Source organism: Nostoc sp. NZL (assembly GCF_015714705.1).
GTDB classification, from domain to species: domain Bacteria; phylum Cyanobacteriota; class Cyanobacteriia; order Cyanobacteriales; family Nostocaceae; genus Nostoc; species Nostoc foliaceum_A.
The window spans coordinates 1-17,307 of the sequence record NZ_WBKL01000155.1 but is presented as its reverse complement, the minus strand read 5'-3'; the positions used below and the strand labels follow the sequence as shown (position 1 = coordinate 17,307).

Here is a 17,307-nt window from a genome sequence, read left to right as displayed (position 1 = left end):
TCTAGGAGGCAGAAGCCTTCCAGTATTAGACTCCCAGGCTGAAGCAGGGAGCGAAAAAATCCCAAATTAAAAATTGACTATGCCGAATATCAATGAAATTGCAAATTCTGCCAAGGACAATGCTGATAAACTTGGCATTAAGAAATTCGACATTTATGGCTCAACAGTAGATGATACTAGCGTGCAAGTAGACCAAGGTGAGCCAAAACAAGTCAAAGCCTCAAATCGCTCTGGTGTTACTGTTCGCGTCTGGAATGAAGATAATACAATGGGTGTCACTAGCACCACAGATGTAGATTCTAAAGGGCTGGAATTAGCTTTGAAAACTGCCTACGAAGCTAGTTTTTTCGGTGTTAAGGAAAATGTTCCTGATTTTAGTCCAGAAGCTACTGTTCCTATTTCAAATAAACCTCAGGATAAGACACCCCAAGCACCTGTTGCTGAACTCATAGAAAGATTGTTGGTAGCTGAAAAAGAATTATTGGCAGCTCATCCAGCAATTAAAGGTGTGCCTTATAATGGGTTATCGCAAAGGGATATTGACAGGTTTTATCTAAATAGTGACGGGGCTGTGAGAACTGAATCTCACTCCTTAGCATCAGTTTATCTTTACAGCAAAACTGAGGAAGAAGGAAAAAAGCCTCGTAGTGCAGGCGCTTTTAGAATCAACCAAAGTTTAGATAATCTAGACATCAATGGTTGCATCAAAGAAACCGCAGATAAAACTATCAGTCACTTGAATTATGAAAAAATTCAGACTGGTAAATATCGAGTTGTTTTCTCACCGGAAGCTTTCTTAAGTCTGTTAGGTGGTTTTTCTAACTTATTCAATGCCCAAAGTATTTTGGACAACCAAAGCTTATCTACTCCTGATGATTTAGGTAAGGAAATTGCTACCCCTCTGCTTTCAGTTTATGATGATGCACTACACCAAGCTAACGTAGGCGCAGAAAGTTTTGATGGTGAAGGAACTCCTACTCGTAAGGTTTCGCTGATTGAAAATGGCGTTTTAACAGGTTTTCTCCACAGTGCAGGCACTGCCAAAAGGTTCAATGCCCAGCCAACAGGTAATGCAAGTATTGGTGCAAAAGTCAGCGTAAGTCCAAATTTTTATCACGTTTTTACAACAGCAACTCCTGAAGAAGAGTTGAGTTTAGAAACTGCTGAAAATGTGATTTTTATCGATGATTTACAGGCTCTCCATGCTGGAGTTAAATCCTTGCAAGGTTCGTTTTCTTTGCCGTTTGATGGTTGGCTAGTTAACAAGGGTGTCAGGACGAGTATAGAGTCAGCAACTGTTGCTGGTGATTTCTTGGAACTCTTAAAGTCAATTATTTATGTAGAAAAAGAAGCAGAGTTAACGCCAGGAGGAGTTTGTCCTAAAATCTGGGTTAATGAACTGTCAATTACTGGTGAGTAAAACTTAGAAAGTGCAGAGTTAAGAGTTGAATTTAACTCTTAACTCATGACTTTTACATCATGAATCATCATTAATATTCACCACCGACGCTAATGGCAGTATTAAATACGTCAGCGCCGCTTAAATCAATATTAGCCAAAATTGCGCCATCTACTTCAGTATTATATAAATGCGCATTACTCAAATCAACATTGGTGAGATTAGCATTATTTAAGCTAGTACCACTGACAAAGGCATCTGTGAGATTAGCAGATTTTAAATTGGCACCAGTTAAATCAGCACCTTCTAAGTTAGCACCTTCGAGATTAGCTCCTTTTAAATTTGCATTTCTCAGGTCAACACCTATCAGATGAGCGCCTTTTAGGTTTGCTCCTGTTAAATTACATCCAAAACATTCTCTAGTTTCCAGCAAGCGCCGGACAGGGGCGGAGTTTTCTGCTTTGACGGAAAGGGGAGCAGCTAAAGATAGCGTGCTAAGTAAGGCTGCTGCCGTCAAAAAGATTGGTTTCATATTTACCTCCGACACTTCTAAAAGTCATTAGATTCTTGACTTCTACGATCCCAGTGTCCCAAAATTTGAGAATTCTGCCCTCATGCGATCGGAGGAATACATAATTTCTTTAAGATTAAGTATTCTTCCGTAAGCTAGTCCTCTGGGAATAAGCTGGGAATAATATTATGAATTGCAAATGATACCCAACTTCCACTACTGATTACCAACCTCAATGGATAATATCAGTCAATAGACTTGGGTTAAGGTTATAAACTAAAACTGGCGTAGGTTGGGGAGCCAGGCGCTAACAGCGGGTTTCCCGACTTGTACCCCTGCGGGGAAGCAAGCTACGCTTTTAGCGTTACCGCAGGGTAGCGAGTGGCGTTTGAGAAACGTAGACCCGTAGAGGAACCCAACATTATCAAGCCTTTGTTGGGTAACGCTTCCGCTCAACCCAAGCCAGTATTTTAGAAGAAGTATGCAAACGGAAATTATATTAAGCTTTGCCACTACCTAACAAATACAGCAGCGCCATACGAACAGCGACACCACTAGTAACTTGCGATTGAATGAGACTAAATTCTGGGTCATCCATCAATTCAGAACTAATTTCAACACCACGGTTAACTGGGCCTGGATGTAAAACTTTGACATTAGGTTTACAAAGTTGCAGCTTTGTGCGTGTAATACCAAACAGCTGATGATATTCTCGCAAACTTGGCAGCAAATGAGCCGTCATGCGTTCCTTTTGCAAGCGCAAAGTCATGACAAAATCAGCATTCTGCAAAGCTGGTTCTAGCTGCCAGTGGAGAAAAAGTTGGGGATTGGGGGAATAACTCCTGACTTCTGACTCTTGACTCCTAGCTCCTGACTCTTCAGAAATATACTCGGCAAATAACTTGGGTAAAAGTGTAGGTGGTGCTGCGAGATGCACTTCGGCACCACTGGCAATTAAACTCCAAATATTCGATCGCGCCACACGAGAATGGAGAATATCCCCAACAATGGCAATCTTTTTTCCCTTTAAAAGTTCCAGTCGGGGACTAGCTGGGTCAATTAGCGTACAAATGGTAAATAAGTCTAGCAGTGCTTGAGAAGGATGCTCATGTTGACCATCACCAGCATTGAGAACACTAACTCGTACACCTAAACGATCCATTTCAGCCGCGATCGCATTCGGTACTCCTGCCTCTCGATGGCGGACTACCATAATATCAGTTCCCATGGCCAAATAGGTCTTTGCCGTGTCGAGAATTGTCTCTCCCTTAGTCATTGAGGAAGTGGCTGCGGCGAAGTTCAGTGTATCTGCACTTAAGCGTTTCGCGGCGAGTTCAAAACTGCTGCGAGTGCGCGTAGAAGATTCAAAAAATAAATTCGCCACCACCTGTCCCTGCAAAGTTGGCACTTTCTTCGTCCGCCGTGATAGTACCTCTTGAAAACTAGCAGCAGTTTGCAAAACAGTATCATATTCAGCGGTAGTGAAGTCAGCTAAGGAAAGAACGTGATGACGATTCCAGGTAGTAGTAGGCATAAATAGCAATCAGTTTCCTGCATAGAGATTCGAGCGGTCGCGTCTCTACACCTTTTTAATTTACATATGCAGAGGAAATGATATCACCTGTCTTCTATCAAATTAGCTATCTGTTCTCTACAGCATGAAGGATTTATATAGTTTGATTGAATATTCGGTAGGGGTGCACAGCTGTATACCCTTACTATATATACGTCGATTAAGTTGGTAAATGAAAAACATTCAAAGCACCAGAAATCAGGGTGAGGAATGTTAAAAACCCAATTGTATCTAGCATTGTAGTTACTAAAGGGCCACTAACCAAGGCAGGGTCAAGCTTCAGTCGTTTCAAACCCATTGGCAGTAAAGTGCCGAGTGTAACAGCCACAATTGTATTAGTTGCCATTACCATGCCGGCAATTAAAGCCACCCATCGCTCTTGGGGTCGTGCCCAAATTAAGGAAAGCAGCATCATCGTCATGGCTAAAACTACGGCTGTGCCTAATCCTGCTAGAAGTTCTTTGCGGAGAATTTTCAAGGTATCTTTGGGTGTTACCTCACCCACCCCTAAACCCCGGATTGTCACCGTTAATGATTGAATACCAACAGTGCCACCTGTGTTAGAAAAAATTGGCATGATGACTGCTAGAACTGGCACTGCGGCGATTACAGATTGGAAAGGCGCGATCGCACTGGCTGCACCAATATACATTGCCATGATGCCTAACAGCCAAGGCAAGCGGTTGCGGATAGTGAGCAAGGGAGAGGACAAAGCAGCTTCATCACCACTGACACCCGCCAGTTTTTGGATATCTTCTGTGGCTTCCTCTTGCAAAATATCCATCACATCATCAATTGTGACGATACCAACCAATCGGTCTTCTCGATCAACCACGGGGATAGCAATTAAGTCGTAGCGCTGCATGATTCGCGCCACTTCTTCTTGAGGGGTTTCAGTTCTAACTTTGATGACGCGATCGCTAGCAATATCCTTGATGAAAACATCGGGAAAGGTAAACAGCAATTGGCGCAGTGAAACTACTCTTACCAGAGTCCGGTTGTCATCTGTAACATAGGCGTAGTAAATCGACTCCTTGTCTTGGTCTTGACGGCGAATTTTGCTCAGGGCTTCACCTACAGTCAATCCTTGCCGCAACCGGACATACTCTGTCGTCATCACCCGCCCAGCGGTGCCTTCTGGATAGCCGAGAATTGTTGCTGTTGCTTGCCTTTGTTCTGGACTCAATTCTTGCAATAGTCGTTTGATTACCCCAGCAGGTAGTTCATCAAACAATTCTGCCCGTTCGTCGGGACTCATCGCTTCTACAAGTTGCACTACCTGGACATCATGCAGAGAATTAATTAGTTCTTCCTGAACCTCTGTTGGCAGATATTCAAATACATCAATTGCCTGAGCTTTGTTGAGTAAACGGAATGCGATCGCGCGTTGTTTCTCAGGCAATTGTGTAATGTATTCTCCCACATCCACAGGTTGCAAGCGATTTAAATCCCATTTCAATTGGTTTAAATCGGTAGTATCAGTCAGCAAATCACGAATATCTTGTGTGAGCATGAGATATATCTCCTAAGTCTCCCCCGCGCTGGGAGACTTCCTCGCCAGCTCAGAGGAGGTTGATACTGCCATCTGGTGGACTATTGCCCATAAAATTTCAACAATTCAATATCGATATTTAAATTAAGCCATCGCTAGTCATCATCCTAACCCGGAATAGCACTCTCCGGTAGATACTGAATATTAGCCTTCAGTAACTGTGATATTCCTCATTAGCAAGTAATGTAATTATCCTGAGTTTCAGGAAATTCTCGTGTCACTTAAAGTAGATTTTACTACTACTACAAGCTATGTCAAGCCAATCAACGAATTTACTCGCAAAATTTACATAGTTAAAATATTTACAATATCAATAAGTAGTAATTCGTATCAAGCAACTTCATGCATAGTCACCTGGACGACTAAGAATCAGAAATGGGTTAGCAGGTTTGACTTCATAGTTGCGGTAATATGTTTGAGCTTTGGCGTAGGCGTAGCCCAACCTAGGCATCGCTTCAGATGCAATCCACTGCTAGCAGCCAGCCATTGGTTGGCGCGTGCAGGAAAGCAGGTATAAAGCAATCGTTCCCATATCGGCAATAACTCAGTATTTACCAGTCTTAACTTCACTTATCTAGAGTGAAAAGTAGAGATAAGCTGTTACGCATTTAATTTGTACATTTAACTAATTACTGATGACTGTCAACAGTCAACAGTTAACGACCATCAAGAGTGTTTATATACTTTAGACGCGCATCAGCTTAATAGCTCTCAAGAAGAAACTGATATATAGACAGTTCCTAACGCTTAATTCCTAATTTTCACCCAATACACCGCTTAAGCGAACCATCAGCGTATAGCTCCAATGGTACTAGCTCAATTTTGCCGTTAACTTTAACTTGGGAATAAACTACTTTTACCAAGAGAGCATGATTTTCGTTGTAACGCAGAGACATAATTAATCTCCTTTTCTACAGAGTTATTTTGTGTTAAAAGGCTTTTATACCTATAATTTAGTCAATATTTTTTTGGCTCATGTTGCCTCTTTTGAAAGATTTTTGATCCTTCTTTAGAATTATCATAAATTATGTAAGGACAGGTATAAAATCTCATACGTAGCAATGAAGGTTTGAACAAATATCATATTTTAATTTGCGATCGCTAAAATTAAGTACCCAGAGGCGTATTAACAGGAGATAATAATAAACTCACACCACTCTTAGCTGTTGTCCCATCAACCATTACAGAACTTATTCTGGCTTGGTTTAGGTAATTCACTTGACAGTCACAGGGTCAATTTTTGCAAGTAGTTCTGAACCAAACCATGAAAACATCTACCAAATTGCTAACTCGCCTGGACTATTACTACCAGCAAATCAAAACGATCATTCTGACTCGGCAGAATCCGATTACTGGTTTACTACCTGCGAGTACAGCGATTACAGCCCACGGCGATTATACAGATGCCTGGGTGCGAGACAACGTTTACAGCATTTTGGCAGTTTGGGGTTTAGGACTTGCATACCGCAAGATTGACGATGATCAGGGACGCACTTATGAACTAGAACACAGTGTCATCAAACTGATGCGCGGTTTGTTGTTTGCGATGATGCGACAAGCTCATAAAGTAGAGACATTTAAACATACTCAGTCGCTACTAGATGGATTGCACGCCAAATACAATACCGCAACCGGTGACATTGTTGTTGGTGATGACGAATGGGGACATTTGCAACTGGATGCCACATCTATATTTTTACTGATATTGGGGCAAATGACGGCTGCGGGATTGCAAATAATCTATACGATTGATGAAGTGAATTTCGTCCAAAATTTAGTTTATTACATTGGACGAGCTTACCGCACACCAGATTACGGCATTTGGGAACGTGGGAATAAAATTAATCGTGGTAGTGCTGAGTTAAATGCCAGCTCCGTAGGTATGGCAAAAGCTGCTTTAGAAGCTATCAATGGACTGGATTTGTTTGGTGTGCGTGGTAGTCAAGCATCGGTGATTCATGTGCTACCAGATGAAATTGCCCGCGCCCGCATTACCCTAGAATCCTTACTACCGAGAGAATCTGGTTCCAAAGAAATTGATGCAGCGCTGTTAAGTATTATTAGTTATCCTGCCTTTGCAGTGGAAGATTTGGAGTTACGCAATCGCACTTTAAACGATATTATCAATAAACTCGCAGGTAAATACGGCTGCAAACGCTTCCTGCGTGATGGACACCAAACAGTTTTAGAAGATCATCAGCGCTTGCACTACGAACCGTGGGAACTCAAGCAATTTGAGCATATTGAATGCGAATGGCCGTTGTTTTTCACTTATTTAGTTCTAGACGGATTATTTCGCGGCGAACAAGAACAAGTTAAAAAATACCAAGAGCTTTTAGAATCATTACTCATAGAACAAGATGGTTTGCGTTTATTGCCAGAACTTTATTATGTTCCAGCAGAAAACATAGAGGCAGAAAAGTTAGCACCCCAAACGCAACCACGTTTGCCCAATGAAAATATTCCTTTGGTGTGGGCGCAGAGTTTATATTTTCTCAGTCAAATGTTGAGTGAAGGGTTACTGGCGGTTGGTGACATCGATCCTTTGGGAAGACATTTATGTGTGGGAAAACAGCGCGAGGCATTGGTACAAATTGCCTTATTAGCAGAAGACGAAGATTTACAGAAAAAACTAGAAGTTCACGGTATTGAAGCACAAACGCCTACCCAAGTAGAACCGATTCAGGTGAGAAAAGCTGGAGAATTTTCAGCTATTTATACCCAAATTGGACGTAACGATAAACTTGGTTTAACTGGGCGGCCAGTGCGGCGGCTGCGGAGTTTAACAACATCTAGAATCTTTCGGATTCGTGGTGAAACAATTGTATTTTTGCCTTCATTCTCAGATTCTCAGCAGTTTTATCTAACCCTTGATTACCATTTTTTACTGGATCAAATTAGAAGCGAACTAGCTTACATTCAAAAATATTGGAGCGATTTAGGACGTCCTACTTTGACTTTAATGTTGACGCACACCATGTTAGAAAGTGGTTCTGAAGCATTACTAGAACTGATGCAAGAACTGAAAGATGGGGTTTGTAACGGTGTGCGGGTGAAATTAGGGCGGCTAAATCAGCTAATGCTAACAGCTGGAATCCAAAGAATTGATTTTCTCCCAAATGCAGAATTTTCGCGATCGCCAGTGAAAAATGCTAGCCCACGTTGCTATTATTTAGCGTATCACCCTGAGAAAAACTGGCGCTTAGGACATACCCAAGAATTTCAAATGGAGTGTGAAACCAACTTTGGGTTATTACTTTCTCATTTGCGCTCATCAGAGAACATCTACGAGCAAATTGAGTTATTGCAAACTTTGACTCGCTTACAGGGAATGGAATTTGATACAGGGTACGGTGGCCCAGGATATCGCGTTACCGTAGGCGATTTACTAGATGAAGTTTACACCAAAGCTGGAGACTTAGGTATTTGGGCAGTAGTGCGCCGGGCTGCGGGGTTACGGCAAATGGTTGATATCAGCCTATCAGATGCAGTGACGAGTATTTTGGTACGGGGTAAGCAAATTGCTGTGGGTAAAGCTTACAGTGAAGCGTCCTTGATTACCGTACCGATGTCCCACGATGAAATTGCCGATAAGATTAATCATTTTTGTCGTGAGGATATCCGCGATCGCGTCCTTACTCAAGAGATTTTAATCTATCTTGGTATCTTAATTCGCTCAGAACCCGAACTATTTCAGGGACTACTAACGCTGAGAGTCGGCTATCTTATCTTATTGATCACCAGCGAACTAGCGCGGGAATTACATGTTACTCAAGATGAAGCATACGATTACTTAATGCAACTTTCACCCTTTGAAGTAAAAATGCGCTTGCGTCAGGTATTAACTGGATATACTGGCATGAGTAACCTGTTACGCCAGCAAGAATCACTGCACGTCAAGCAAAAAGAAAGTGATATTGCTTGGGTAGTCTCACCAGCGATAGGAGAAGGAATAGAAGTTCCCCCAGGTGGTTGGCGGCGGTTTCGCCAAGCCGAGGGGGCGACGGGGCGCGTACCAAAAGAATTTTTTAAGCAAGTTTGGCTATTAATGCAACATTGCAAGGGTCTAGTAATTGGCGATAAATTAGAACGCCGCAATCGTTTAGATAGTGAGATAATGCTGTCGGAAATGACAGCAGGGGAAAGAAATTTTGCTCTGTTAGTTGAGCATTTGCTGAATAAAATCGAAGCTCCAGAATATCGCCAAGTTAATATTGAAGCATTAATCGAATTAGCTGCGATCGCAGCCAATAATCCCAAGCTGCAAATTGAAGAATATATCGTGTTGGATGTGTTAATTGGTCATGCCGTGCGATTGGCGTGGCTAGAAAATCATACTCATCGCAGCGATCGCTATGATGAAGATAAAGCTAGTGCATGGCGATCGTTTTACAACACTTCTCCTAGAGATTGCGCTAGTTATATTTTGAAGGCATTCAGGTTCTTGACGGAATTTGTGAAAGATTTTTAAACGCAGAGGGGAGGCAGCGCGTTGCGGGGGTTCCCCCCGTTGTAGCGACTGCCGTCGCGCAAAGGGAAACGCAGAGGATAAGAGAGAATGATTTGAGTGGGGTGATTATTGGTTGTGCGATGAGGGTGCATACTGCTTTGGGGCCTGGTTTGTTGGAGTCGGCTTATGAGGAGTGTTTGAATTATGAGTTGAACAAAGCCGGGTTGAATGTTGGTAAGCAAATTCCATTGCCTTTAGTTTACCAAGATGTGCAATTGGAATGCGTTTATCGATGAGATTTGATAGTCGAAAACAAAGTAATTGTAGAGATTAAATCTGTAGAATCCTTCCACCCGATTCACTCCATCCAACTCCTAACCTATCTCAAACTAGCAAACTGCAAACTAGGTCTTCTCCTCAACTTTAACGTCCTCCACCTCAAAGAAGGTATAAAACGCGTAGCCAACAACCTCTAACTCCCCCTTTGCGAACCTCTGCGCTTCCCTTTGCGTTCCTCTGCGTTAAAAAAAAATATCCCCCACCTCAGATTCCAAAAGCAGGGGTTTTGTTAAATTTATTACTTAACAGAAACAGCATCAACATCAATGGTGCTTGCAGTGGAGGTAGAAGCCTCAGTACTATTAGATGCTTCAGTGCCCACATCACCCTTACGAGCTTTCCAGCCTTCAATTACCAGTCCAGATACTTCACTAACTAGCAGGGTCAAAAGGAAAACATCATCAATCTGTCCCACAACAGGTATAAAGTCAGGGGCAATATCAATTGGGCTGACCAAATAAACTAACGTTCCTAAAATTACCCACCAACGGTACTTGGGGTTACGAAGCAAATTGCGATACCAAGTGTAAAGTGATTGGATTGAAAATTTCATATTTTGAACCTCCAGTTATCTTTTATTTTGACAAATTATCCTAAAAACTCCCGGTGGGAATAACCGCCCTAGTTAGTCTGGAAGACGCTACTCGTAATCTGTCATCAAAAACCAACTCTGTGATTCTGCACAACAGTCTAATAATTCCCTGACAACAAATAAATTGTATGGATGTTGATTGTGGATTTTAGAGGGGAATCCTAGCTATATAAATCTCAACTTTCGCCTTTTTAATGGAGATTTAACTGCTTTTAAGAAGGCGAAGCACTAACGCAGGATGAAACCTACCGATGAAGAAGCATCACTTTGGCATATCTAAAATCCCACTACAGATAGTTCTGATTATTCCTTTTGTCTTACAAATATTTGGAGCAGTGGGTTTAGTAGGTTATTTGTCATTTAAGAATGGACAGAAAGCCGTCAACGACTTGGCAGACCAGTTGATGGAGCGAACTAGCAATATAGTAGATCAACATTTAAATTCTTATCTATCTATTCCCCATAAAGTGAGCCAGATTAATGCTGATGCCATTCAGATGGGATTATTAGATGTGCGCGATCGCAAAACTGTGGGAAAGTATTTCTCCAAACAAATGCAGGCTTATGACCTGACTTACATCGGCATTGGACTAACCACAGGTGAAGGCACAGGAGCCGCCCGTTACGATGGCAAAACTGTGACGATTGATGATTGGAGCGCCAAGCCTCCGAAAAATGCCTACAACTACGCCACAGATGACCAAGGCGATCGCACCCATGTCACTACTATTTATGATTGGGACAACTTCAAGGAAACTTGGTATACCGAACCCGTAAAAGCTGGTAAACCCATCTGGTCACGAATTTATATTTTGAATTATCCCAATCATCCATACATCGCTGCTTCAGCAGGTCATCCCATTTATGACGCGCAGAATCGATTACTGGGGATGGTTGCAGCAGATATCCATTTAATAAAATTGAGCGAATTTTTACGGCGTTTAGATGTTAGCCGCTCTGGACAGGTTTTCATTCTGGAGCGAAATGGGATGTTGATAGCGAACTCTAGCACGCAGCAGCCTTTTACCCTGGTCAAGGAAGATATTCGACGAGTAAAAGCCACCGACAGTCCTGATCCTTCAGTTCAGTCCATTGCCAAACAAATTCAACAAACCTTCAATGGCTTTGAATCCATCACCGAATCCAAAAAACTGCAACTTAATTGGCAAGGAGAATCAATTTTTGTTAATGTTACCCCCTGGCGTGACCAATATGGATTGGATTGGCTAGTAGTGGTGAGTGTGCCGGAACACGTTTTTATGGCACAAATCAACGCCAACACCCGCACTACCATTTTGCTCTGTCTCGGAGCATTGGCTGTAGCAACCTTCATGGGCTATTTAACCTCCCATTGGATTACACAGCCGATTTTGCAAATGAACCGAGCAAGTCAGGCAATGGCATCAGGCAATTTAGACCAAACCTTAGATATCAAAAACATTCAAGAACTCAATGTACTTGCTCACTCCTTTAATCACATGGCAGGGCAATTACGCGAATCTTTTACAGCACTAGAAAATGGTAAGGCAGAGTTAGAAGACAGAGTAGAAGAACGCACCACCGAACTTAAAACCGCCTTGACTGAATTGCAGCACACTCAAGCCCAAATGGTTCAAAGTGAAAAGATGTCTAGCCTGGGTCAACTGGTGGCAGGTGTTGCCCATGAAATCAACAATCCGGTAAACTTTATTCACGGCAATATTACTTATTTAAACGAATACACTCAAGATTTGCTCAGGATGATCCAGCTTTACCAACAACGTCATCCCAGCAACGATCCAGAGGTGCAAGCGTTAGCTGAAGAAATCGATCTGGAGTTTTTGATCGAGGATTTACAGAAGATGCTAACTTCTATGAAAATGGGTACTGATCGGATTCGGAACATTGTGTTATCACTACGGAACTTTTCTCGGATAGATGAAGCAGAATTCAAAGCAGTTGACCTTCATGAAGGAATTGAAAGTACGCTGTTGATTTTGCAATACCGTCTGAAAGACAAACCAGAACGCCCAGCAATTGTATTGATTCGAGATTATGGCAAGTTACCCCAAGTAGAATGCTATCCCGGACAACTCAATCAAGTTTTGATGAATATTCTGGTGAATGCGATCGATGCCTTAGACGAAGTAAACGCCAATCGCACTGTTCAGGAAATGGAGGCAAATCCCAGTCAGATTATCATCCGCACCTCAATGAGCAATTCGCAGTCAGTGGAAATTGCGATCGCTGATAATGCCGGGGGAATGCCAGAACAGGTTAAAAACCGCATTTTCAATCCTTTCTTCACCACCAAACCTGTAGGCAAAGGAACAGGCATGGGCATGGCAATCAGCTATCAAATTATCACCGAAAAGCATGGTGGCAAATTGGAATGTTTTTCTACTCTTGGTGAAGGAAGTGAGTTTATCATTCAACTGCCTACCCAGCAACAAGTTTGTCCAGCAGTCTAAGTCAAATACGCTATGCTTGCACTGTATTTGCTTGCACTGTATTTTTAGGTTTTCGGTAAATTTATATTTTGGAAGTCCCTCATTTTGCATTAATCTCTAGAATTAAAATGCCTAAGCACATTTGCTTTAGTCATGGAGGGAGGAAACTTAAACAGTGGATATTTTAGATTTGTTTTATAAGGGCGGGCCAGCGATGTGGCCTTTACTTGTTCTGTCGATTCTGTCTTTGAGTGTGATTTTTGAGCGTTTGTGGTTCTGGCTGCGAATTTTGACTCAGGAAAAGCAAATAGTCGATCGCATCCTAGTTGCTGCCCAGGATAATTGGCAAATAGCTGCGGATATTGCCAGACAAGCAAGCCATCAGCCTGTCGGGCGTTTTCTCTACGCCCCCTTACGTTTTCCAAAAACTGATGCAGAAACCTTTCGATTAGCATTGGAGTCCACAGCAGAAGATGAATTGGCTGGAATGCGGCGGGGCGAAAAGCTTTTAGAAGCCGTGATTGCCCTCGCGCCCCTGCTGGGATTATTAGGTACAGTTCTGGGTCTAATCCAGTCTCTGCGCTCAATTCGGATTGGCGATTTGGGAACCGAATCTACCGCCGGGGTAACTACTGGTATTGGTGAATCCTTAATTAGTACGGCAGCGGGGCTAATAGTTGCCATCATTAGTTTGGTATTTTACCGCCTATTTCAAAGTTTTGTAGTCAACCAAGTCAAAGTTTTTCGTAAGGCAGGGAATGAGATGGAATTGCTCTACCGCCAGTCCCCACCTGATTTTAGTAATAGTGCATCAGCAATGGTGCGGGAAAATTTCACTCCACCCCGCAAGCCAGGAAAGACTAGGTTTTCTGAACCACCTGAACCCCCGAATGCCCCTAATTAGTCAATAATTCAACCCCAAATCCAGGCGTTTAAATTGAGAAAATGAAAGTTAATCTACATACCCCAATTGAAGAAGTCCAAATTCAAATCATCCCTTTAATTGATGTTGTTTTTTGTATTCTGACGTTTTTTTTGTTAGCGGCATTACAATTTACGCGCCAACAGGCAATAAATGTTGATTTGCCCAAAGCCAGCCCCAGTACAGTATCTGGAATAACATCACAAAGTGGAAATTTGATTGTAACTATCGATGCCGTTGGCAATACTTACATAGAAAAACAGCCTGTAAAACGGGATGATTTGGGAGTGAGGTTAAAACAGTATCTCCAACAAAATCCCAGTGCGGTTGTGGTGCTGAATGCTTCGCGGACAGCAACTTATAATGATGTGATTGAGACATTAGATTTGCTACGGCAAGTAGGAGGCGATCGCGTTTCTTTAGGAATTATTCCTGGCCCATCTCAACTACCCACAAATTCACTTAACCAGCCAAATATCCCCTCTTTCCCAATCAATCCTGGTGCAGCACCCCTACCCACAACCGCACCAGTTCCCGGCATCAATCCCGAAGGGAATCTTGCCCCTAAATTTCCCTTAGCACCTAACTCCGTACCTCTTCCTGGCATCAGCCAGCCTCCAACTGGACAAGGCATCAGTCCTATCAATCCTGGTATTTCCAACCCACCAGCATCCCAAGCGCCTGTAGCACCTCAGCAAACCCAACCTCCTCTTCAAAGATGAGATAGGAGCATGGGGCATGGGGTATTGGTTATTTCTCCCCTTGCCTCCCCTGCTTCCTCATTCCCTACTCCCCACTTCCCCTAAAGCTTTTTCCCAATCCTAAAGATATCTAAAACAAAATTCAGTTAGCGACAAAATTTCTGCTAATTTACAAATAATTGGTTGAGCTTTAAAGATTTTTTCATCGATAAACTGAAGTAATTTATCACCAATTGCCATTCACGTTTCAGGGGTTGTGGCATGAATATCGTGACGCTTTTAATTGTTTGGGTAGTAACAGCTATCAGCCTGTTGATAATTAGTAAATTACCTTTAGGAGTTGAAATTGACACTCCTGGTAAAGCCTTCCTTTCTGCCGCAGTGCTTGGTATCGTGACGGCAATAGTCAGACCGATTTTAAGCCTCGTCTTTGCAGTACCGAATTTACTCACATTGGACTTGTTATCCGGCATTTTCACATTTATGATTGCCGTGGTTTGTTTTAGTATTGCTGCTTGGTTAGTAGAAGGCTTTCGCTTGCGTTACGGGATTTGGAGTGCTGTTATTGGAGCATTTGCGCTGACTATAATTAACAGCATAATCTATAAATTATTGGGTGTTTAAAATAAATAGTGAGGAGTGAGAAGTTAGGAGTGATGAGTTGTTAATAACTCCTAACTCCTAACTACTATCTCCTAACTATTCGTTGGAACTTGGGGGAGCAACGGGGGTAGTTGATTGTTGTTTACGTTGTTCGCGTTTTTTGCGATCGGCTGAGAGCATATCTGCCATCACCACCAGTGCTTGCGCCATTTTTTCTAGGTTAGAACGGTATAGCTCCAAATCCTTATTGAGTTTGTCATCAGATAAGTGCAAGCCAGCAGCGATCGCTTTCAGCGCCTCCGTGAGTTGCTTTTCATCTTTGACTAATTCAGGATCTGACTGTTCCAATAACGAAAATACACCAATTGCGAACAAACGGTTGTATTTAAAGTTAGGATTGTTGGCGATCGCTTGCAGTTGTGCCTGCAAGTCAGCATCTCGATCTAGGTAAGTGGTTTGGCCCAGCCACGCAATTAAATCTTTAACTGGCAAACCTTTAGCTACAGTTTGCAGTCTTTGAGCATCCTGTCGATAATGTTGCGGATCTTGTTCTATAGCCCGACATAGGGCGTTAAAAATTGATTCTTGATCCCGTTCTGGTTGATAGCCTTGCATGAAGCGGTCAAAGGTAGTGACGACGCCCAAGGCATAAATTGGATTGTAGCTAAAATCGATATTTACTGACAGCAGATGCATTTCCACCATCAATTCTTCTACTACCCGACGATAAATAGTGTTAATCGGACGGGTGTGAAGATTGTAAAAAGTTCGTTTTGTATCAGAGACAGTACGGACGTTATTCACAAAGAAAATGTTAAGGGCGACGTATCTTTATTTTCTCGCTTAAAGGCTACTTTGCCAAGTTGAGCTTTTGGCTGGTGACGGTTTCATTTACAATGGAGACAAATTAGAAGTATTTTATAAGCTAGTAGCCACAGGGGATTAAGACCTTTTCCTCTAAAAAACTAGCCGAAAATTTGATCCTTAATAATTTGTTGATCGCATTTATGAACTTCTCGCCACAGTTAATTGCTTTAGGTGAGTATTTAGCTGGTGAATTTGATAATCAGGAACAAGCCATAGGAGAACCAATTTGGTATGTCCATCTCCGTCTGTGGCAAAGACCAATTAATCTGTTCACAGAAGATAGCATTACCCTGTTTGCCGAACAGGCTAACGTTATAACCCCAGATCAATCTTACCGCCAGCGAATTATGCGGTTGCGTCAGGGTAGCAATGACACATCTCTGGAAGTACAATACTACATGCCGCAAGATCCAGGCTCACTAAGAGGTGCAGGTCATAATCCTGCTCTACTGGACACACTGACACCCGAACAATTAGATTTACTACCAGATTGTATTCTAACAGTAGCTCAGGAAACACTAGCCTGCGATCGCTATAAGTTTACAGCAACCCCGCTACCAGAGGCTCGTTGCAGCTTTACTTATCTTGGCAGTAGCCGATATGTTTCCTTGGGGTTTGAAACCACTGCGACAGAATTTCACAGCTACGACAAAGGAATTGATCCAGCAACTGGAAAAGCAACTTGGGGAGCGATTATGGGGCCTTATCGCTACACCAAACGAAATCAATATTGATAAGATAAATTTATGATTCATGAATTATGAATTATGAGTTCTGAATTAACTCCTAATTCTTTTTTAGCTAGCGATGCTACGAGGTACACCTTCTAAAGCTTCCTCTTCTGTTTCAAAGATTTCAAAGACAGTATCCATCATCGTAACTTCAAACACGAGTTTGGCTTCTGGATGTACATTGCAGATGCGGAAACTGCCCTTGACTTTATCAGCATCACGCATCCCAGCTACCAAAGATGTAAGACCAGAACTATCAATAAAATTTACCTGAGCCAGATTTACAACTACATGGCGACTGAGTTTGGAAATACACTCCTGTAACTTCAGGCGAAATTGCCAAGCAGTGGTAATGTCTAAGCGACCTGCTGGTGTCAGGACAATAACGGCGTTTCCGTCTTGGGTTGTATAACTTTTTTGGTCTATATGAATCACTAAAGCCCTCCCCGTGGCATTCCTTTTAAGATTAACTAGTTACAGAATTGTCTAATGCTGTCACTTGAGATTAACAAGCTATAGCTAAAATTGTCACTTTTTTCTTCTAAGTGCTTACTTTTAGTAGTTTAACTCACCAAAATAGTGCTGAGTAGCAATTCAAAGAGGGAGTGGGGGAGTGGGGAGTGGGGAAGAAGCAGGGG

General features: G+C 42.4%; 14 protein-coding genes and 1 pseudogene. 8 read left to right on the top strand and 7 right to left on the bottom strand.

The window, feature by feature from the left end:
* Positions 1–79: 79 nt before the first annotated feature.
* Entirely contained in the window at positions 80–1,420 is a 1,341-nt protein-coding gene (locus F8R90_RS22055; protein WP_196512464.1) for a TldD/PmbA family protein, read from the top strand.
* 70 nt (positions 1,421–1,490) lie between these two features.
* On the opposite strand, the gene F8R90_RS22050 is transcribed toward F8R90_RS22055, so the two are convergent.
* The 4 genes from F8R90_RS22050 to F8R90_RS33525 all read right to left on the bottom strand — a co-directional run bounded on the left by F8R90_RS22050 (position 1,491) and on the right by F8R90_RS33525 (position 5,931).
* On the bottom strand, positions 1,491–1,931 hold the full coding sequence (locus F8R90_RS22050; RefSeq protein WP_190900221.1) for a pentapeptide repeat-containing protein: 441 nt from the start codon (positions 1,929–1,931) through the stop codon (positions 1,491–1,493).
* 478 nt (positions 1,932–2,409) lie between these two features.
* A complete protein-coding gene (locus F8R90_RS22045) occupies positions 2,410–3,444 on the bottom strand; it encodes an aspartate carbamoyltransferase catalytic subunit (protein ID WP_196512463.1) in 1,035 nt (344 codons plus the stop codon).
* A 199-nt stretch (positions 3,445–3,643) separates the two neighbouring features.
* Positions 3,644–4,996, bottom strand: coding sequence for a magnesium transporter (gene mgtE, locus F8R90_RS22040; protein WP_190900217.1), 1,353 nt, complete (start codon positions 4,994–4,996; stop codon positions 3,644–3,646).
* 800 nt (positions 4,997–5,796) lie between these two features.
* Entirely contained in the window at positions 5,797–5,931 is a 135-nt protein-coding gene (locus F8R90_RS33525; protein ID WP_269141785.1) for a hypothetical protein, read from the bottom strand.
* Between the two features lie 368 nt (positions 5,932–6,299).
* Between F8R90_RS33525 and F8R90_RS22035 the strand changes: the two genes are divergently transcribed.
* A complete protein-coding gene (locus tag F8R90_RS22035; protein WP_196512462.1) occupies positions 6,300–9,506 on the top strand; it encodes a glycoside hydrolase family 15 protein in 3,207 nt (1,068 codons plus the stop codon).
* Positions 9,507–9,583: 77 nt separating this feature from the next.
* Positions 9,584–9,961: pseudogene (locus F8R90_RS22030) on the top strand (GxxExxY protein).
* A gap of 101 nt (positions 9,962–10,062) precedes the next feature.
* On the opposite strand, the gene F8R90_RS22025 reads toward F8R90_RS22030, so the two are convergent.
* Positions 10,063–10,377 (bottom strand): YkvA family protein, encoded by a 315-nt coding sequence (locus tag F8R90_RS22025; RefSeq protein WP_196512461.1) that lies wholly within the window; start codon positions 10,375–10,377, stop codon positions 10,063–10,065.
* A 290-nt stretch (positions 10,378–10,667) separates the two neighbouring features.
* Here F8R90_RS22025 and F8R90_RS22020 point away from each other — a divergent pair, with 290 nt between their 5' ends.
* From F8R90_RS22020 to F8R90_RS22005, 4 genes are all read left to right on the top strand, one after another.
* On the top strand, positions 10,668–12,866 hold the full coding sequence (locus F8R90_RS22020) for a sensor histidine kinase (RefSeq protein ID WP_196512460.1): 2,199 nt from the start codon (positions 10,668–10,670) through the stop codon (positions 12,864–12,866).
* A gap of 154 nt (positions 12,867–13,020) precedes the next feature.
* Positions 13,021–13,749 (top strand): MotA/TolQ/ExbB proton channel family protein, encoded by a 729-nt coding sequence (locus tag F8R90_RS22015; RefSeq protein ID WP_196512459.1) that lies wholly within the window; start codon positions 13,021–13,023, stop codon positions 13,747–13,749.
* Between the two features lie 41 nt (positions 13,750–13,790).
* The gene (locus F8R90_RS22010) at positions 13,791–14,489 is read left to right on the top strand and encodes an ExbD/TolR family protein (RefSeq protein ID WP_196512458.1); all 699 of its coding nucleotides are present in this window, start codon (positions 13,791–13,793) and stop codon (positions 14,487–14,489) included.
* A gap of 240 nt (positions 14,490–14,729) precedes the next feature.
* The gene (locus F8R90_RS22005) at positions 14,730–15,092 is read left to right on the top strand and encodes a phage holin family protein (RefSeq protein WP_190899043.1); all 363 of its coding nucleotides are present in this window, start codon (positions 14,730–14,732) and stop codon (positions 15,090–15,092) included.
* Positions 15,093–15,167: 75 nt separating this feature from the next.
* On the opposite strand, the gene psb29 is transcribed toward F8R90_RS22005, so the two are convergent.
* Entirely contained in the window at positions 15,168–15,875 is a 708-nt protein-coding gene (gene psb29, locus F8R90_RS22000; RefSeq protein ID WP_190899045.1) for a photosystem II biogenesis protein Psp29, read from the bottom strand.
* 203 nt (positions 15,876–16,078) lie between these two features.
* Here psb29 and F8R90_RS21995 point away from each other — a divergent pair, with 203 nt between their 5' ends.
* Positions 16,079–16,672, top strand: a complete 594-nt coding sequence (locus tag F8R90_RS21995) for a chromophore lyase CpcT/CpeT (RefSeq protein WP_196512457.1) — start codon at positions 16,079–16,081, stop codon at positions 16,670–16,672.
* 63 nt (positions 16,673–16,735) lie between these two features.
* On the opposite strand, the gene F8R90_RS21990 is transcribed toward F8R90_RS21995, so the two are convergent.
* Positions 16,736–17,104, bottom strand: coding sequence for an STAS domain-containing protein (locus tag F8R90_RS21990; RefSeq protein WP_190899047.1), 369 nt, complete (start codon positions 17,102–17,104; stop codon positions 16,736–16,738).
* Between the last annotated feature and the right edge of the window lie 203 nt (positions 17,105–17,307).